Consider the following 18,692-nt stretch of genomic DNA (forward strand, 5'->3'; position numbering starts at 1 on the left):
TTAAGACGAATAGTAAGCGTAGAACGAATTTATCGGAGTACAGGCGAGACTGTGTAAAATTTAGACACTCACAGCAAAATCATATTTAAACAGTTGCATTTAATATTTTTGAGGCACTTTGTCGTGGCTATTGGCAAACGTGAGTGCAGCGATTAAGGTGAGCTCTCTCTACATGAAGACAGGAAGTCCGGTGTCGCAGCAAGAACTCAACCAAATGGGCAGTGCCAAAGTTTTTCTCATCGAACAAGATGGCGTCCAAGTAATAGAAAAACGTAACCCTACTCAAATAGAAGTGGCGTTTTATCAACGCTATGCCGAACAGTTTAACGCGCTTGGAATACACGTACCGCGCTTGATTCAATTCGACGACCAGAAAAACGTTCTGCACATTGAATACGTTCCCCACGCAGTCGAGCAAGCATTCTTACTTGAAGATGGTCGAGTCATTGAACAACTCGTCAAACTGCACCAACTTCCACCAACATCAGATGGTATTTATCACCGCCACCAGTGGACACCACAAGCGACTCAACAAGCACTCGCTACACTTGAACTGGGCTCAGAGACAGAACAGTTCTTCCACAACCTCCAACAACGATCGGCGCATCTTTTCGATGGACAGAACTTGATCTCCGGAGACTCGAATGCTGGAAACTGGGGACAGCGCGAAAATGGCGAGCTAGTGCTGTTCGACTGGGAACGCTTTTCTACAGGGCATGTCGCGATAGATTTAGCGCCGCTCATCGAGGGCATGGGCACATTTGATGATTACTTGAACGTAGCAGGCAAGTATATAGAGTGCGCAGAGAAAGGTGAAACAACAGAATTGGCGCGCGATATCGGACTAGCAAAAGCGTGGATCGTTGTCGAGGTAGTCAACATACTGGTCTCCAGAGAGAATCCGCAGACCAGCAAATATTTGGACTGGTTTCGGCAAACCTTGCCGCAATGGGCCAAAAGCCTTAGCGCTCAGGTGATGAGTTAGGCTCTGAGATTTGATATAAACGCCTTTCAGGTTCTGCGCATGAGGTTTCGCAGTTGCATACTTTATCAACACCGACGTTGTTTAAACCGCCGCAACTTCCTTGAATACGCTTGTTATGAAAAATGACGCCAAGTGACATCAACAAAATGATTGCGAGAAAACCAAGAAAGGTAAATAACCAAACCATATTAACCTGCCTTATTAGCCATCGACTCTAGCTTAAGTATAGCAGGGCTAGATGTTGCTTTGAGTAGCGCTTTAGGTCTTGCCAACAAGGAGGGTTTTGATTTTTGGCCACCACAACCACAGGAGCCGCAGCCGCCTTTTTGTTTGTGAACACTTTTCTTATGATTGTTTGATGGACGTCCTTGAGAGGGCTCAATCAAAGGCTCTCTTGGAACCGCAAGCACATCTTCCAAGGAACTACGAGTAGACAGCCTAAATACTGGCGTACCACTGCTAAGTAGCTTTGCCAATACACGTTCACCGATATTTCGCACAAGAACAGCATCCACATTGTACCCTTGTAGAGACTGAATCAACTGAGACTTCGCATTACAACCCGCTTGTGGCATAGAAGCTATGTTCGCTAAGTTTTTTAGCATACCGTCAGTATCAGAATAAATAGCAATGTATGGTGCTTTTACAAAGTGGTTTGCCACCCGCTCACCATCATTAGGAATAGCATAAATCATAAGTTTGACTCCTCATTCGGAAAAACTAATGCATGACCTTCAACTAAACTTTTTGCGACTTTCAATCTTGCACTTTTTACTGTGTTACCAAAAGTTTGTCTAGAAACGCCCATCTGCTCCGCAGCTTGCTGCTGGCTAAGCCCCTCTAAGTCGGCTAAACGTAGCGCTTCTAACTCTTCTGGTAATATGGCGACTTGCTCCAACTGATTAAATGGAATGCCATTGGGCTTAAAGCAATGGTGAGCCGCACGTCCGCATATTCGTCTTTCTATCTTTGGTCTTGCCATCATTGTCCCTCAAAAACACAGGGTCAAATTACGCCTTAAACTGGCATATGCCAATAACATTTTTAGCATATGCCAATAAACTAAGTTTGCAAAAATCAACACGACAAATACGTAATACATCAGCATTAATTAGACATCTAATAATTTAGAAATTTCGATGACAAACGAGCAAAAAGATCAATTCTAATTAACCGGATAATAAAAACGTTAGTTTGCGCAGATTTTTCATACAAATACACGCTAATGTGTTCATTTTATTGAAGAAGAAAAACTATAATCCAAGCAAATCATTAGTTTGAACACTAATGATTGTTTTATTTAAAAGGATGTATACCTAAGGAACGAAAAAGAGAAGCTTGACGATATTCGCCTGAGCTTAAAGAGTAATACTTTCGATAAAGAACCTGTCGAACGACCATTACTTGGCCTAGGTGCCCTACTCTTCTTGCCAAATTAAGTTTCTTGAAAGCGCTTAGGTATATCAGAAAAAGGAAGTACATATGTCTGACTCAAATTGGCTCAGCGAATTCCCGGAAATGGATGCCTCTGATCTCAGGGCGATTCGCAAAACACTCGACGGCGCCTACAGAGATTTCTCTCGCGAGTATGGTGAACTCATTGAGTCTCTGTTTGATCCGCTCCTGGCGTTTCTTGTCTGGTTTGAAAAACTTCTGATTTCTACACCTTGGTTCATTATTTTAGGTGTCTGCACCACTCTCGTTTATGCCGCTAGCCGCTCTTGGAAACTGGCCGCTGCATGTTTTGGTTCGCTGATTCTGATTGGCTATTTTGGAATGTGGGAAGACACTATGCGTACGCTCAGTATCATCACTGTATGTACTATGCTTGCCATCGCACTTGGTATCCCTATCGGCATCGCTATGGCGCGCTCTAATCACATTCAGTCGGTGGTAACACCATTACTCGACGTCATGCAAACCATGCCGGCATTTGTGTATCTCATTCCAGTTGTGATGTTATTGGGCATCGGGAAAATTCCTGGCCTTATCGCCGTAGTGATCTACGCGATTCCACCGGTTATTCGTTTAACCAATTTGGGCATTCGTCTAGTTGATAAAGAAGTATTGGAAGCCGCAACCGCATTTGGTGCCAGCACTCGGCAACGGCTTTTTGGGGTTCAGCTTCCGCTTGCAATGCCAACCATCATGGCGGGAATTAACCAAACGATCATGATGGCACTGTCAATGGTGGTCATCGCATCAATGATTGGGGTAAAAGGTTTAGGTCAGCCTGTTCTAAAGTCTATTACCAATCAATATTTCACTCTTGGTCTTCTCAATGGTTTAGCAATTGTCGCCCTAGCAATCCTTTTTGATCGTGCTTCACAAGCGTATGCGAAACGCACTCAAGCTCATTTAGGAGACTCAAAACATGACTAGTCCACTTATCGAAATCAGCGGTCTGTATAAAATCTTCGGCCCCAAGCCCAATAGCGTGATTGAGCGCGTTAAGTTGGGACATAGTAAAGAGCAGGTTTTAGCGGAAACGGGCCATACGGTCGGACTAAAAGACATCAACCTGCAAATTCAAAAGGGTGAAATTTTTGTCATTATGGGGTTATCCGGTTCTGGAAAATCCACCATGATTCGCCACTTCAACCGATTAATCGATCCAACCATGGGGCAGATCTTGGTAGAAGGGGTGGATGTCATGCAACTTTCTAACAAAGAACTTGAACAGTTTCGCCGTCACAAGATGTCTATGGTGTTCCAACGCTTTGGCTTACTGCCTCATCGCACTGTTATCGACAACATCGCATATGGTTTGGAAGTTCAGGGAATGAATAAAGAGGCGCGCTTAGAAAAAGCAAATGAATGGTTAGAAACCGTTGGACTGACGGGTTATGAGCACCAGTATCCCGCTCAACTATCGGGTGGACAGCAACAGCGAGTGGGCCTTGCACGGGCACTGGCTACCGACGCCGAAATACTGTTGATGGACGAGGCTTTCTCAGCATTGGACCCTCTGATTCGGAGCGAAATGCAAGATCAGTTGGTAGAGCTGCAACAGAAGCTGCACAAAACCATTATTTTCATTACTCATGATTTAGATGAAGCGCTTCGACTTGGCGATCGCATCGCGATTCTTAAAGACGGTGAACTTGTCCAACAAGGTTCACCAGACGAAATTTTACTGCATCCTGCCGATGAGTACGTTGAAGCCTTTGTAAAAGACGTCAATAGAGCGCGAGCACTGACAGTCGAAACGCTGATGCAGCCACCTTCGTACTGTGTTCGCGCTGAAACCATTGAAGATGCACTAAGTGAAATGAAACGTGTTAAACGTGATTATGCCTACCATGAGACCAATGCAGGCTATCAAGGCGTGATAACACAGCAAGGATTGCTAAACGCAGCGAAGTTAACTCATATATCAGATTGGCGTGATGATATCTATGAAGAGGTGCCTATCATCTCTCCACATTTAGCCATTGAGCAAGTGCTGACTGAAGTCATGTCGTGTGAACATTCACTGCCCGTCATCGATGAGCACGGCCATTTGAAAGGCGAATTAAATCGTCAGGTTATTGCGGAGCTGTTTTCTGATCAACGAAGCACAAAACGAGGCACTTCACGCTCAAGCTTCAATAACGTTTCTTAGATGATGTTGATAATACAGCTCACAACAATGTGGGCTGTTATCAATTAACTCACTCCCACTCCCCTTTTTAGATATTTATCTGTGGGCTCAAGCTTGATACCCAAAGCAACATTTACATTGTTCTGATTTTCCTGACAATTTCATGCTCATATCCGGTTTTATTGACATAGTTAGATCATTCTATTGCTTTTTGATGACGCAAATCCTCGATAAATGTCTACTATTACTCTCATACAAAATCTTGATTTAAAGAGGGATAAAATGAAAAAGACAATGTTGGCACTAACAGGCGCGGTAATCATTCTTGCAGGCTGTCAAGATGAGAAACCTGCCGAAACAAGCGCAGTTGAAGTACCTCAGGCAACGGAAACTGAAGTCACCACCAGTGCAGACGTTACGACTGAGACAATTGACACGTTACCAGTAGAAGAAGAACAAGTAATTACTGAAGAGACATTTGTAGACTCTGAACACAACGCACAAAGTGCTCTGGACTGGAACGGCACCTACAAAGGAACACTACCTTGCGCGGATTGTGCTGGTATCGATATGACCATCACACTAAATCAAGATGGCACTTACGTACTTGAAGAAAGCTACCAAGACAAAGAAGGCGGTCAATCAAAATCTGAAGGTCAATTCACTTGGGATGCAAATGGCAGCATCGTAACGTTGACAAATGAAGATGCACCAAACCAATACTTTGTTGGTGAAAACGTACTTATGAAGCTAGACATGAATGGCGAAAAAGTAACGGGTGACCTAGCACCACTATACAACTTAACGAAACAGTAAGAAGTTAGTATCAATACCTGATAAATACCTCAAATCCGAGCCACCCCAGCTCGGATTTTTCGTTATTTTAACGAAAGCTATTCCAGCAACCTTTCTATTCTAAAGCAACATTCTGCTTCTTACCCTGATTGTTCATTACATTTCCATACGCTTTGCAGATAGATGCTTACAACGTTATTTTGTACAGTGTTCAAAACAAAACAGAACAACTCGGAAAAATGATGAAAAAAACATTAATTGCACTACTTACTTTGACAGCTGCTGGCTCAGCTTTCGCTGGCGATACTTACATTCGTAACGGTAACATCTACAACAACGAAGGCGGTTGGAACGTAGAAGCTGGTGTGGCTCAAGGCAGCGATCTTTTCAAAGATCAAAAACATAATACAGCACCAATTCTCAACGGTGGTTACCATGGTGACGACTTTAATGCCGACCTAAGTGGCATTAACTACCGCTTCTTCGGTAACACCAATGAGTTAATCAACATGAGTGCCTACCTTGTAGGTAGCGGTGTAATGCGCGACGGTGATACAGCGAAAAGCCTGAAAGGCACAGATAAACGCCGTTTCGCCGTCGATCTAGGTTTAAACGCAGACTTTACACTGGATCAAAACAACGTCATTTCTACATACCTTCAGCACGATATCAGCGGTGCTTACAAAGGTTACTTAGCGGGCGCGACTTACTTCCACATCATGAAATTCGGTAGTGTTGATTTTGTTCCTTTTGCTAACCTAACTTATCAAAGTGAAGACTACGTAGATTACTACTTTGGTGTGAAACAACGCGAAGCAAACGCAAACCGCAAAGCATACAAAGGTGATTCAACGGTAAGCTATGGTGTGGGCTACAAACTTGTTATGCCAATCAACGACAACTGGCAAGTAAGCCAAATGACACAATACACGCGCCTAGGCAGCGGTATCAGCGACTCTTCTATCGTTGATAGCGCAAACCAATGGGTTGTTCGCGCAAGTGTGTCGTACAACTTCTAATCCGATACGCCCTTATAAAGCCATCATTTCGATGGCTTTATGCGTTGGACATTTGCATAATCTTGAACACCGACTCTAGTGTGAATGAGCAATCCATAACCTATGTAAATCGCTATAGCCTGTATTCTTCACCTGCACACCTCGCACTTGCTGTGTTTTTGTCACTTCTTCGTAGCCAACAAACAAAGGCAAATATAGGTACTGATCGCGCAGCGCTTTCTCTAGGTTTAATAAAGACTGTAGCGAGTGATCATCTGCCATCGCCCTGCGAACCTTTTCTCTATGGCTTAACATCTGGCTTTGATCAAAACTAAAACGCAGTCCAGTTGCTATCGACAGCCATTCGAAGATGCCATATTCAAATGGTGCTTCCATGACTTCCTCAATGAAGAGCAAATCTGCTTGGTGAGACACTACCTCAGGAAAACTAATGTCATCAATAACAATGATCTCTAACTCTAATCCCGTTGCACGAATCACACTGTGCAACCATTCGGAACGACGAATTAAACTCGGAATCGTCCAGACAGGTTCAGCTAATACCACTTTACCTTTCAGTTTAGGTATCACAACACCATCTGTTATTGATAAATCTTGCTCGTGAGTCTCTAACTGAATGCTGTCAACGGCACTTGGCGCATCATAAATTCGCTTTTGCACATGGATGTAATCAGCGAGTTGATACCAAGTCTCTTTTGTGAGTTGGGATTCCACGCGTTCGCGGTAGGTCAAATATGAAAATGCGCTAATTTTTTCCACTTCAACGTGATCGGAGCTTTGGTTAAAGCTCAACATATTTAAGGTTTTAACATCACCATGAGACAGCGTTATTTGATCTAACAATGCGCGTGCTGAAAAATACTCTTTGTGCGCTTCAAGAGTCATACTCTCCTGGTTCCAGCCGCTGATTTTAAATGGTCCAGTCCCTATGTGGTAGGAATAACTAGAACCGAAAGAGACGACATCTCGACATAGAATAGACGCATGAGGAGTTGCTAGCATGTATGGAAACAACTTGTTCGGATACTTCAATATAATTTTTAAGCAGTTAGATGTTTCTGCAACCACGCTATCAATACATTGCCAGAGCTCGTGAACTGGTCCTTTTATCTCCCTAAGTCTTTCTATACTCCAAACCACATCCTGTATGTTAAGGGGCTCGCCATCATGGCGATATATGCCTGGCCGCAACCATAACGTCATTACCTTGCCTTCCATTTTCCATTCGTGTGCTAACGATGGCTCGATACCACCATTGGAATTTTGGGTCAGCAATACGTCATAAACGCTTTTCGCGACGTGTAATTCAGTGTGACGGTAAGTATTCGCAGGGTCGATTTTGGATACCCAAGGGTAAGAAGAAATCAAAATAGCGTTATTTGATTCATTCAATCGATTCACTTTTTCAGAAGCGATAGTTAGTGCTCTAACCGCGGTTTGACCGAACCAATCAATAAGTTTCGTTATTGAGTTCATTCTTCCTCTGCCAAGCTCCTCAACCAAAAACTCGGTCATCGCTTGTTGGAGGGAAATATTAATACTGAGACGGCTAGCGTTACTTCGGCCAATCGCAGGTTGCCAATCGACCCAATCGTAAGTGGCAAGCTTTTTCATCACAATAGAAACATTGCGCCTCGACGTGCAAATCACCGCTTCTAGCTCAGAAAGCGTAACAAGGTGATACTGGTGAGGTTCAAAGTGCTTTAACAGTAGATCCAGATACCTAAGATTGACATCGTTCACAAAGATTCCTAAGAGTTATTCCAAAGCAAAAAAATAGCACAGGACGCTTAGCAACTAAACTTCCTGTGCTATATCTAAACAAATTCAAAGCTTGGACTCAGCTCGACCAACAGAAGTCAAAAACGTTTACTAAGCCAAGAGGTAACTTGAATAAGTATTCTTAGAAACGGTAGCTCATACCTACAGAGAACACATTGATGTCTGCATCAACCGTTACTTTTTCATTGCCAAATTTCGCAATGTCTAGCTCAGGCATCATGTATTCCCATTCAACTTGTAGAGCAAAGTTTTCAGTAATAGCGAACTCTGCGCCTAAACCGTACATGCCTGTTACAGTGCTGTCAGAAATGGTGGTATGGCCTGCGCTACCGTCAATCACAGAGTTGCTAATTTTGAATTCAGCATTGAAGTAAGAAAGACCAGCTTTAGCAAAAAGGTTGAAACGATCGCCAATCGGTAGAGTCGCTTTTGGCTGAATCGATAGATACTTCATATCACCAACAGTAACAACTTTGCCGTCTAAAGCATCGTAGCCACCAATGGCTGCTTCTAGAGAAATGTATTCGTTGAATTTGTAACCACCGAATACTTTGCCTGAAAGGCTTGAGTCATCTTCAAGTTTAAGTTTAGTGCTAGCGTTAGTACCACCACCATTGATAGAGCCATTAACATCACCAAACGATGCTTGACCTACAGATGCACCAACGTAAGGAGCTGCGTTTGCAACAGAACATGTTGCTAGAAGGGCTGTCATTAGCCATGTTTTTTTAAACATTGTATTTCACTGCCTGTTAATTATTGAGGTTGTGTTTTGCCCATCCTTAAGCATGCCATGCTATCCATTTCACTTGGTTTCAAAACCAAGTGGATGTTAATGAATAAAAACTCAATAAAACATGAAATATTTAGACACAACTTTGCCACTTTCTTTCTTAATTTTGACAATTTAGTCATTTCACAAGCATTGCTGCTTCAACCAGTTAGTGAGCTTGATGATTTCCGCTTGCTTGGCTCGACTCTTTTTATGAATAAAATAAAAGCTGTCGCCGGTTTCCAATCCATGCGAAGGGATATACACCAAATCGTGCGCTTTATCTCTTTCATTAAGCATAAAATCATTCGCAAATGCGATGCCTTGGTCATAACGCGCCGCCTCTATTGCCAACAACATATGACTAAAATGTTGAACATCGACATCTTTCGGCAAGGTGTAACCGCCCGCTCTGCACCACTCAGCCCAGTCTTTTCCTCTCTCACGATAAATTGAGTCTGTCGACAAAATAGGGTATCGCCAAAGCGCTTCTGGAATCGGTTGATCTTGCAACTCTTTCCAAATTTTATGGCTGCAGACCGGATACAGCGTCTCCGCGTATAACTTTACCGACATGTAGTTTCGCTTTGGCTTTTCTACCGTGATAAAACAATCGCCAACGCTGTCTGTCTGTTCAGGATCACCAACGACCATATTGAGTGTCAGATCGATTTCTGGATGTAAGCGCTTAAAATCAGACAAACGAGGAATAAGCCACTTTACGGCAAGCGAGCTATAAATCGCCAACCGTATGCTGCCTTTGTCCCCTTCTCGCACCTTTTGGCTGGCCATCGCAATTGAGCTAATTGCTGGGCTAATATCCTCTAAATAGCGGGTGCCCGTATCGGACAAAGAGAGCTTTCTGCCTTGACGGATAAATAATGATTCACCCAAATAATCTTCTAATAGTCGTATCTGGTGACTAACGGCACTTTGCGTCACATTGAGTTCTTCAGCAGCAAGCGAAAAGCTAGAGTTTCTGGCAACAGATTCAAAACAGTGAACCGCTCTGAGTGGTGGCAATTTCATTATCTAAAAATCTCATACTTAAACTAATAAATATCACTTCACTTCATCCTATGACATCACCTACTCTTTGGCAAAGAAAGAGGAGAGGAAAAAGTGAAAGTTACATCGGTCGGAGCAGCGATGCTGCTATTAATTGTTGGAAATCTCATTGCGGTGCTTTCGGACTCTTTAATTAAAAGTGTCGGAAATGAAGTGCCTATTTTTCAATTTGTCTTTTTCCGACAAATTTCAGCGGTGCTTTTCCTGCTGCCAGTCTACTTGCTAACAAAAAATGCGCCTTTTCTTGAAGGGTTTAAGTGGCATGCTGTTCGCGCTCACGTATGGTTACTTGGTGCAATATTCATGGTTTTGGCGATCTCATCTTTACCGCTCGCAACTGCGAACGCGATCTTTTACGCCGCGCCATTGATCATGTTGCCGCTTGCAGCAATCTTTTTTGGCGAACAGCTATCTAAACAATCGGTCGCCGCAGCGATAATGGGCTTTGCCGGTGTATTGGTCATCATTCGTCCAGACCAAATCGATTGGGCAGCGATTTCAGCTTTAGTTGTTGCAATTACTTTAGCAATCAATAACTTGCTCATTCGAAAACTGCCAAAAAATCAGTCTGTGATGCAAACATTATTGATGACAAACTTGGCAGGTATTCCAGTAGCCTTCTTGCTTGTTCTGATCGAAGCAGAACCTTGGGACTGGAGTGCTTTCCCTGTTGCTGCTGGCTCAAGTCTGTTCATCATGATTTATGCAGCAACATGTGTCATCGCTTACCGCTCGATCGATAGCAACAAAATTGCCAGCGCTGAATACAGTGGCTTAATTGGTGCCGTGTTTGTGGGATTGATTTGGTTTGGAGAAGTGCCAGATATATTTATGGCAATAGGAACCATTATGATTGTTGTGCCTCTGGTTTGGCTTTCTAAACGAGAACGTCGTAAGAAAAAGTTGCAAGAGCAACAAGAAGCGCACGTTACTTAAAGTTGTGCTCTAACCCAAAGACTAAAAAACCGAGCCGTAAGTGCTCGGTTTTTTTATGTGGCTCTAATCGGTTTTTACGTAAGCGACTACGTGAGATAAAAACTGCCTTGCAAAGCGATCATTAAACCGGATGCGATATTCATGCTCGGCTTCCGACACTAGACGCCAGCCTTCAGCAAAGTATTCTTTGATATCATCAACCGCCTCTTCTTTATTTTTGATGTGTTTCGCGTTCCACTGATAAGTGCAAGAGACAACGATCAGCCCACCCACCTTGGTGGTTTTTTTTAGAGCATTGATCACGCTAAGTGGCGACTCACATTGATCAATCACATTTAAACATACGACTAAATCAAAGCGAGATTGGAGAGTATCGAGCTCAAAAGGCTGGTTAATTAGCGTCAAATCAACATGAGCACATTTCTGTACGATATCTCTATTCTCTACCTCTAAAGTGTTTAAGGTGTTCACATCGTGAAGGTAAGTAAGCTCGACGCGTTGTTCTTCTATTAATAGTTGCTTCAAGCCATCCATTAACCTATTTGAAGGCTCCACAAGCGTCGCTTCTTTAAGGTTAGGTAAGCGTTGCACTAACTCATAATAATTTCTTCCCAGCGCCGCCCCAACCTCAAGTAGGGAATACGGCTGAACGCTGCTTTCGATTACCGCCTGCGCAATAAAATCAGCAACTTGGGAGCAGTGAGGTGATGACAAAAAAGAAAGTGGGACTTGTTTTGAGCGACTGGTTATCATCTCAATCTGTTGCTCCTCAATGAACTTGTCGAACCATTGAGCTTCGAAATAACCAGCCAGACCGTGCTCGGTCAGGTAAAAATCTTCCATGTTTTTTCCGTTCGTACTTTTAGAAAAGTGATTGTATCGGACGCGGAAATTAACGGGTATTTCTGGCCGCACATTCCAATAGGAAAACAGATGAAAACGCCGCGTATGTGAAAAAGCCCTTTCATCTCAAAGATAAAAGGGCTTGTTAATCGCTTCGGTTAAGTCGCTAACTATTGTGGTAGAACAACGTTACCATCTTGAATTGGGAACGTTTTTGTCGCTGGTTTGCTCGCCAAACGAACCGTCGTTGGTGCACCTGAAACTTCGTAAGTGACGTCGTAACCCACTACTTTATCAGATGTCGTATATTCTGTATGACACTGTTTTTTCGTCGTTGTTACTACATCACCTTTTTGCACATTCTCCTGGATCTTACGACCTGTCAGTGCACCAGCAATCGTACCAGCTGCAGTTGCAATCACTTTACCTGAGCCACCACCGATTTGGTTGCCCAGCGCGGCTCCAGCTGCTGCGCCACCAACCGTACCAATAATTTTATTGTCATCCGCAGGGGCAACTTGCTCGGTTACTACCACGTCTTTACATACTTGGTGCGGCTTTTTCACCGTTTCAGTCACCGCTTCAACCAAAGTAATGTTTGCTTGAGTTGGAGCTGGTGGCGTTTTGTCTTTACAGCCTGCTAGTACAGCAACAACTGCCATTGCAATTGCGATAGATTTCATATTCATGATTTACATCCCAGTATGGTTTGCTTTAATGAGCGTTATGGTAAATCGCAAAAGGGAAATCACATCAGACGAAAACAAACCCTCTGTCATTAACAAGTAAAGAAACACTGTTTTATAAAAGATACGTCAAGAAACACTCAGCAACGTGTCAACAGAGCTAAAACTGTATCACTACTGATTATGATTGGGCTGGACTAGTCTATGAGATTTATTTTTAAGCCAAGCTCAAAAATAGTTCGTCATCCGTTAAATACTTATGACGGTGGCTTAGATTACGCACGTGCATAAACATAAAATCAGGGAAACCAGGCGCTATAATGTTATTTGGTTCCCAGCATACACCGCCAACAAACACATATCGCCCCTGCTTGTCATCTTCGTGAAGGGGGTTATTAAGAGGAGAAGAAAACTCTGCTCGGCAACCTTCAACCACACAAACAATTTGTCCTTTAAAAAGGCCAATCACGCGCTTTACAAGATTTGCCTTGATACCACACCTCCATGCTTGGCGAGTGGCCATCTCATAGCCATATTTTCGGATCGCTTTCTTTTGCAAATGTACTACTAGGTTCATTTTGACTCCTGATTCAAGCAACTACGTGAAGCCCAAAGTCATAAAAGCAGATAGACGTCTATACCCGAGTGAGCTCATGGTACGTGGGAATAAACTACGTGATTAGACTGAGTTTAGTGTCGGATGAGATACACCGTCCACGATGCTGTAACGTATCGATTTACACTAATCAAAGGCAGATAACACATCAACTTTTGAGTGCTTTCCTGCGCTGTATCTGGTTACTTCTGTATATTACTATAACGAAATCACCCTCCACGTTTACCTATATAAATTTGTCGTAACGATAGAGGGTGCTTATCAAGGAGAGAGGATAACGCCTACGCGTCAATGAGATAATTTTGACCTTCAGTTTCTAAACGATCGATCATTTTACGACACTCATTTAAATCAAGAGGTTGTTCAAAGCGGCGCTTGAGATTCATCAAAAAGAAGATATCTTCACACATGGCTTTCTCAGGTTCGTCACTGATTTTGGCGACCGGTGAACCATTGCACGTGACCATTTTTATCACGATAGAAAGTGGCTGGTAGGCTTCACCATCTTTATTGACATAATCACCCATATCATTGGCAAGAAAAGTACCGATACCAAAACTCACCTGAATACGTCCTTGGAAATACTCGCAAATATCTAACGCTTGTTCGAAGTTAAGTCCGTCGGTAAACACCAGTGTTTTTGTTAATGGGTCTATATTCAGTGACTGGTAGTGTGCAATCATTTTTTCACCCCAGCTATAAGGGCAACCACTATCGTGACGTACACCGAAGTACGCGTTACTTAGTTCTTCATCAAAGTCTTTAAGGAAAGCATCGATACCAATCGTATCGGTTAACGCAATGCCTAGTGCACCATTAAACATTTTTTGCCAACGTTGCAACGCCACTTTTTGCGAATCTCGCACATTCACCAGAGCTTGGTGTCCCATAAACCATTCATGAGCAACGGTGCCGATAGGCGTCAAGTTTAGCTCTTTTGCTAAGTGATAGTTGCTTGTTCCTGTCAAACATTCCGGCACTTCCTGGCACAAATATTCCAGCATAGTGCGCTGAGCTTGGAAGGAAAAACGTCGACGCGTCGACATGTCAGAAAATTTAAAGTTAGTGATGTTACGACGTTTTAGTTCCGACTTTAGGTGCCGAACTTTCTCTTCTAAAACAGTGGTAAATTGCACAACAGGGATATCTGACCAACGCTGACGGCTACGAACTTCAGACACGATGCTCATGATGATCGTTTCGTACAAGATGGTATCTCGCCACAAACCGTTAATAGTAATTCTTAACTGGCTTGAGCCATCAGCCATGGCTTTGTTATGGAAAGAGACATCGCTTTGTGGGTTGAAACGGAAATGGCGCAGTGCATCAACAAAGTCAGGATTCAGGTAAGGCGCGACACGCTTAATATATTCAATTTCTTCTTGCGTAAATTGAATATCTTGCAGTTTAAGGACTTCGGCTTTTACCTCAGGCAAAAGCTCAGAAAGGTCTTCCTCACTGCGCACGATAAACTTATATGACACCATCGCATCAGGGTAAAGCGCTGTTACAGCACTCATCATATTGACTTTGTAGACATCGAAATCCAAAGCGCTTTGAATGATGCGGGAAGAAAATAGTTTGGTGGTCATTAGGTGCCCTTCTACATGCCCTTCCTGGGTATATAACTTTTTGTTACTAACTAATTTGCGTAAACAATAAACACCCATCTATAGTTTGTCAACTTTTGTTACTAACCACTCATTTTTATAAGGTTTTTTTGTCTAGAATTCGAACAAGCATTGTGAATAAGTCAGAGTCATCCGTAAATTTATGCTCAAACCGTATTAAGAACACTACCGAAAACGTTTCTAACAACTCGTTACTTACCCATTGATTGACCACTTGTTATGCGCTAGATTACTTACAAATCAATATTAGGACCCAACCATGATCGTATCTGTCGACATTATTCCATTCAGGCTATCTGGCTGTGCCGATAAGGGATTGGAAGTGTTGTTGATTAAACGTTCAAATCCAAATCGGCCATACCATGGAGTCTGGGCACTACCGGGCGGATTTGTCTTTGATAAAGACTTAACCAGTGAAGGCGGACGCCCGGCCGATGAAAACTTTGAAGCGGCGCGTCGCCGAATTTGCCGTGAGAAAATCCATACCTACCCTCGCCATTTTAGCGAAGCGTTTATCGACGGTGATCCAAAGCGCGACCCAGAAGACTGGAGCTTAAACATTACGCACTACGCCTTAGTCGATCGTAACAATGTAGAGCAAATAAATAATGCAGGTGTACCGGAATGCCAACTTAAATGGTTTTCGCTACAGGCTATTCTCAATGGAGAAGAGACTCTCGCATTTGATCATCAAAAAACCATTGAAAAAGCGTGGCAAAAGCTTCGTGCATCCATTGAATACACATCGGTTCTTTTGTTTGCATTAGACAAAGAGTTTTTGGTTGCGGACATCATTTCTGCTTATCAAGAGTTTGGTATTGATATCAGCCGAATGACGATTAAGCGCCGCTTGATAGATTCAGGCGTACTAAAACCCACTAATAAAGTCGCTTCAACCAACAAAGGCAAAGGTGGAAAACCCGCAATGGTATATACGCTGACTAGCGACGAAGTAACCTTTTTTCAAAACTGTTTGCGTGGATAAACGCAGACAATCAGACAGACAAGGAGTCTGCCATGACTGTTCGAGTAAACTATCAAACTACAGCAGTGATCGACGTTGATCCAGAGAAAGGCTTTAGTGAGTTATGTCCAAATGAACTGCCCGTTGCAGGTGCGTTGGAAATCGTACCGGAGCTTCTGAGTAATCATGCCAAAGGCCGATTAAAACTGGTCAGTCGTGACTTACACCCACCAAAAGCAAAGTGGGATGCAGAATCGCCATCCAATATGCTTGAGCCCGTTGGTTTACCGAATGTGGATATAAAGTGGAACCGTCACTGTGTGCTTGGCACAACAGGTTCTGAGCTGCTAGATGGTTTACCACCCGTGTTGGACTACGATTTTCAAGTTAATAAAGGCATGGATCCTGATGCGCACCCTTACGGTATTTTTTTCCATGATATTGCCGACACCAAAACGACAGGTGCGCATGAATTTCTAAAGTTCAACGGGATTGATACCTTAGTTATCGGTGGCCTTGCCTTGGACTTTTGCGTGAAAAAATCCGTCATGCAAGCGCTGGAACTTGGCTACAATGTGGTAGTTAATCTTGCTTCAACTCGTGCGGTGCTGCCTGATAATGTAGAGAATGTGCTGACAGAGCTCAGAGATAATGGCGCATTATTTGTCGAAAAAGCGGACGACATCATCGTAGAAAAGTTCGCCTAGAAACGATAGTAACCGAGAAGGATTTCACCATGCATCAACATGAAAAATTGAATTACGTTGAATTTGGTTCCACTAATGTCAGTGCGACCAAACAATTTTTTGAGCGTGCTTTTGACTGGAGCTTTACCGATTATGGTCCAGAATATTCTGCATTTTCAGGACAAGGGTTGGATGGCGGATTCTTCAAATCTGAGTTTATAAACCAAACCGCAAATGGTGGCGCACTTTTAGTATTTTATAGCTCAGACATTCAGGCCACTCAGACAAAAGTAGAGCTGCATGGTGGAAAAGTTATCCGCCCTATTTTCGAATTCCCCGGCGGCTGTCGATTCCACTTCACTGAACCGAGTGGAAATGAATTCGCAGTATGGTCAGAGAGCCATTAAGTCATCACAAATCAACAACACACCATCAACGTGAGCCCAAGCTAGCCAGATCCGGAACTGGCATTACATTTCTGGTTGACCTCATCCTTGGTTTAATTCACTGTTAGCGCAACAATTAATCGATGAGGCGCTAGACCTCGACCAAGGATGTCAAATGACTGCCGTCAGTTTTTTTCGCTTACTCTGCCTCGCTGCTATTTGGGGTGGCTCGTTTCTGTTTATGCGAGTCGCCGCCAACACATTCGGGCCGGCTTACTTAATCGAATTTCGAGTTACATTTGCCGCCGTCGCTTTGTTATTGATCGCCGTATATTTGAAGAAGAAACTCACGTTAACTACGCATACTAAACACTTCTTTATTATTGGCTTATTCAATAGCGCAGTTCCATTTTTACTCTTTGCGTACGCAGCCCAGACACTGAATGCATCAACTTTAGCAATATTGAACTCAACCGCCCCAATATGGGGAGCACTAGTTGGCTTTGTTTGGTACCGCAGCCCACTCACAGCGAAATCTGTTCTCGGTATGCTAATAGGCATTGGAGGCGTTGCAGTCTTGGTCGGCTTAGATACTTCAACCATAGGTGAAGAAGCCATGCTCCCTATTGCCGCCAGTTTGATGGCTTCTTTCAGCTATGGCATTGCTACCAACTACACTAAAAATGCGCCACAAGTACCTGCTTTTGACAATGCTCACGGCAGCATGTGGGCGGCGGTTATTTGGGTACTGCCGCTGCTACCATTCTTACCAATGCGTGCAGAACCAAGTCATTTCGAATGGAGCTCTGTTGTCACGCTCGGCGTTGTATGCACAGGGTTCGCTTATTTGCTCTATTTCCGCTTAGTTTCTGATATCGGCCCAGCGTCAGCACTGACTGTCACTTTTCTTGTTCCTGTTTTTGGTATCTTATGGGGCTACTTGGTGCTAGATGAGCCCGTCGGTTCTAACACCATCATAGGAACAATTCTAGTGCTTAGCGGCACTATGCTAGTCACCGGTTTCTCCCCAACAGCAATGCTCGCGAAGCGAAAACGAAGCGTGGCTTAATCAGCCTAATATAACTTCCACACCTCGCTTTTTGATTTGTTCAAGGTCGCTTTTCGGAGCGGCTTTGTCAGTCAGCAGCACTGATATTTCGTCAGTATTACCAATTGATGAGGGATAAATTTGCCCAAATTTACTAGAATCCGTTAGAACAATATTGCGCCTTTTTTTCGCAATGATGGTTTCTGCGATCTCAGCACGCATCATGTCGCGGCTAGTAAAGCCAGTGTCTTGATGGAAGCCGTCAATACCCAAGAAGGCCGTGCTGAAATGAATGTTCTCAATACACAACTTAGTCAGCGGTCCGACCAAGCTCTCGCCTTGGTGCTGATACACGCCACCAAGCAAGATAATGTTGGCAGAAGTGTTACGGATGAGATGGGCGATATACGCCGATGGCGTAATGATGGTCACATCGCCGCGCTCAGCCAATGTCCGAGCCAACAACGCATTGGCACTGCCTCCTTCAATCAGCACTGTCTCATTCGGTGCGACCAAATCCGCAGCTTGGTTTGCGAGCGATTGTTTAATATCGAAACGTACTTCTAGGCGGGCATCAATGTCATCACTTTGCAACGCGGTAGCTGCGCCGTGAACGCGCTTTAGGTAGCCCTGTTGCTCCAGAAAGTTCAAATCCTGTCTGATGGTCACACCCGACACGCCAATGATGTCAGAAAGCTCTGTGACTTGAACGCGTTTACGGTCGTTCACTAATTGCAGGATTTCATTTTGTCTTGGGTTCACAGGTTCGCTCCTTATTGATGAGCTTACAGTATACTCACCTGATGTTTCATAAGAAAAGAACTTGAAAGTAAAAAGGAAAAAACGCGTGGTCTGATTAGCCAAGCTGTACCTTGCGAATATCGCTCCCATC

General features: G+C 43.5%; 21 protein-coding genes. 10 read left to right on the forward strand and 11 right to left on the reverse strand.

What is annotated here, in order from left to right:
* Window positions 1–172 precede the first annotated feature (172 nt).
* Window positions 173–985 (forward strand): phosphotransferase, encoded by an 813-nt coding sequence (locus R7044_RS02635; protein ID WP_225455331.1) that lies wholly within the window; start codon window positions 173–175, stop codon window positions 983–985.
* Here the strand turns inward: R7044_RS02635 and nqrM are convergent.
* Genes nqrM through R7044_RS02650 form a run of 3 tightly spaced genes read right to left on the reverse strand, consistent with a single transcriptional unit; the run spans window position 963 to window position 1,967 of the window.
* Complete coding sequence (nqrM, locus tag R7044_RS02640; RefSeq protein WP_017635136.1) at window positions 963–1,172, reverse strand: (Na+)-NQR maturation NqrM; 210 nt, start codon at window positions 1,170–1,172, stop codon at window positions 963–965. The genes R7044_RS02635 and nqrM overlap by 23 nt on opposite strands.
* A gap of 1 nt (window position 1,173) precedes the next feature.
* Window positions 1,174–1,680, reverse strand: a complete 507-nt coding sequence (locus R7044_RS02645) for a NifB/NifX family molybdenum-iron cluster-binding protein (RefSeq protein WP_005387209.1) — start codon at window positions 1,678–1,680, stop codon at window positions 1,174–1,176.
* Window positions 1,677–1,967, reverse strand: a complete 291-nt coding sequence (locus R7044_RS02650) for a DUF134 domain-containing protein (protein WP_005373924.1) — start codon at window positions 1,965–1,967, stop codon at window positions 1,677–1,679. Before R7044_RS02650 ends, R7044_RS02645 begins: the two co-directional genes overlap by 4 nt.
* A 500-nt stretch (window positions 1,968–2,467) precedes the next feature.
* On the opposite strand from R7044_RS02650, the gene R7044_RS02655 reads away from it, so the two are divergent.
* The 4 genes from R7044_RS02655 (at window position 2,468) to ompV (ending at window position 6,382) form a co-directional block, all read left to right on the forward strand.
* Entirely contained in the window at window positions 2,468–3,367 is a 900-nt protein-coding gene (locus R7044_RS02655; protein WP_005387211.1) for an ABC transporter permease, read from the forward strand.
* Window positions 3,360–4,589: a quaternary amine ABC transporter ATP-binding protein gene (locus tag R7044_RS02660; RefSeq protein ID WP_086047542.1), complete on the forward strand. Its 1,230-nt coding sequence runs from the start codon at window positions 3,360–3,362 to the stop codon at window positions 4,587–4,589. Before R7044_RS02655 ends, R7044_RS02660 begins: the two co-directional genes overlap by 8 nt.
* A 261-nt stretch (window positions 4,590–4,850) precedes the next feature.
* Window positions 4,851–5,384 (forward strand): copper resistance protein NlpE, encoded by a 534-nt coding sequence (locus tag R7044_RS02665; RefSeq protein WP_137282823.1) that lies wholly within the window; start codon window positions 4,851–4,853, stop codon window positions 5,382–5,384.
* A 221-nt stretch (window positions 5,385–5,605) separates the two neighbouring features.
* Window positions 5,606–6,382 (forward strand): outer membrane protein OmpV, encoded by a 777-nt coding sequence (gene ompV / locus R7044_RS02670; RefSeq protein ID WP_225455357.1) that lies wholly within the window; start codon window positions 5,606–5,608, stop codon window positions 6,380–6,382.
* A 75-nt stretch (window positions 6,383–6,457) separates the two neighbouring features.
* On the opposite strand, the gene R7044_RS02675 is transcribed toward ompV, so the two are convergent.
* The 3 genes from R7044_RS02675 to R7044_RS02685 all read right to left on the reverse strand — a co-directional run bounded on the left by R7044_RS02675 (window position 6,458) and on the right by R7044_RS02685 (window position 9,965).
* Window positions 6,458–8,125, reverse strand: a complete 1,668-nt coding sequence (locus tag R7044_RS02675) for an ABC transporter substrate-binding protein (RefSeq protein ID WP_225455332.1) — start codon at window positions 8,123–8,125, stop codon at window positions 6,458–6,460.
* A gap of 160 nt (window positions 8,126–8,285) precedes the next feature.
* Window positions 8,286–8,900, reverse strand: a complete 615-nt coding sequence (locus R7044_RS02680; protein WP_005373936.1) for an outer membrane beta-barrel protein — start codon at window positions 8,898–8,900, stop codon at window positions 8,286–8,288.
* A 180-nt stretch (window positions 8,901–9,080) separates the two neighbouring features.
* Window positions 9,081–9,965 carry a LysR family transcriptional regulator gene (locus R7044_RS02685; protein WP_005387224.1) on the reverse strand — a complete coding sequence of 295 codons (885 nt, stop codon included), beginning with the start codon at window positions 9,963–9,965 and terminating at the stop codon, window positions 9,081–9,083.
* A 93-nt stretch (window positions 9,966–10,058) separates the two neighbouring features.
* On the opposite strand from R7044_RS02685, the gene R7044_RS02690 reads away from it, so the two are divergent.
* Window positions 10,059–10,940, forward strand: coding sequence for a DMT family transporter (locus tag R7044_RS02690; RefSeq protein ID WP_005373940.1), 882 nt, complete (start codon window positions 10,059–10,061; stop codon window positions 10,938–10,940).
* A 63-nt stretch (window positions 10,941–11,003) separates the two neighbouring features.
* On the opposite strand, the gene R7044_RS02695 is transcribed toward R7044_RS02690, so the two are convergent.
* From R7044_RS02695 to pncB, 4 genes are all read right to left on the reverse strand, one after another.
* A complete protein-coding gene (locus R7044_RS02695; RefSeq protein ID WP_033906303.1) occupies window positions 11,004–11,783 on the reverse strand; it encodes a methyltransferase domain-containing protein in 780 nt (259 codons plus the stop codon).
* A gap of 170 nt (window positions 11,784–11,953) precedes the next feature.
* Window positions 11,954–12,472 (reverse strand): glycine zipper 2TM domain-containing protein, encoded by a 519-nt coding sequence (locus tag R7044_RS02700; RefSeq protein WP_053307172.1) that lies wholly within the window; start codon window positions 12,470–12,472, stop codon window positions 11,954–11,956.
* A gap of 214 nt (window positions 12,473–12,686) precedes the next feature.
* A complete protein-coding gene (locus R7044_RS02705) occupies window positions 12,687–13,046 on the reverse strand; it encodes a hypothetical protein (protein WP_017819785.1) in 360 nt (119 codons plus the stop codon).
* Window positions 13,047–13,366: 320 nt separating this feature from the next.
* Window positions 13,367–14,677 carry a nicotinate phosphoribosyltransferase gene (pncB, locus tag R7044_RS02710; RefSeq protein WP_021035923.1) on the reverse strand — a complete coding sequence of 437 codons (1,311 nt, stop codon included), beginning with the start codon at window positions 14,675–14,677 and terminating at the stop codon, window positions 13,367–13,369.
* Between the two features lie 298 nt (window positions 14,678–14,975).
* On the opposite strand from pncB, the gene R7044_RS02715 reads away from it, so the two are divergent.
* The 4 genes from R7044_RS02715 to R7044_RS02730 all read left to right on the forward strand — a co-directional run bounded on the left by R7044_RS02715 (window position 14,976) and on the right by R7044_RS02730 (window position 17,821).
* Window positions 14,976–15,701, forward strand: a complete 726-nt coding sequence (locus tag R7044_RS02715; protein WP_005373953.1) for an NUDIX domain-containing protein — start codon at window positions 14,976–14,978, stop codon at window positions 15,699–15,701.
* Window positions 15,702–15,733: 32 nt separating this feature from the next.
* Complete coding sequence (locus R7044_RS02720) at window positions 15,734–16,387, forward strand: isochorismatase family protein (RefSeq protein ID WP_054579245.1); 654 nt, start codon at window positions 15,734–15,736, stop codon at window positions 16,385–16,387.
* Between the two features lie 29 nt (window positions 16,388–16,416).
* On the forward strand, window positions 16,417–16,773 hold the full coding sequence (locus R7044_RS02725) for a VOC family protein (RefSeq protein ID WP_025768007.1): 357 nt from the start codon (window positions 16,417–16,419) through the stop codon (window positions 16,771–16,773).
* Between the two features lie 154 nt (window positions 16,774–16,927).
* Window positions 16,928–17,821, forward strand: a complete 894-nt coding sequence (locus R7044_RS02730; protein WP_225455333.1) for a DMT family transporter — start codon at window positions 16,928–16,930, stop codon at window positions 17,819–17,821.
* On the opposite strand, the gene R7044_RS02735 is transcribed toward R7044_RS02730, so the two are convergent.
* Window positions 17,822–18,562, reverse strand: coding sequence for a DNA-binding transcriptional regulator YciT (locus R7044_RS02735; RefSeq protein WP_054576166.1), 741 nt, complete (start codon window positions 18,560–18,562; stop codon window positions 17,822–17,824).
* Window positions 18,563–18,692: the final 130 nt, after the last annotated feature.

The sequence above is a fragment of the Vibrio sp. 1402 genome (assembly GCF_033340275.1).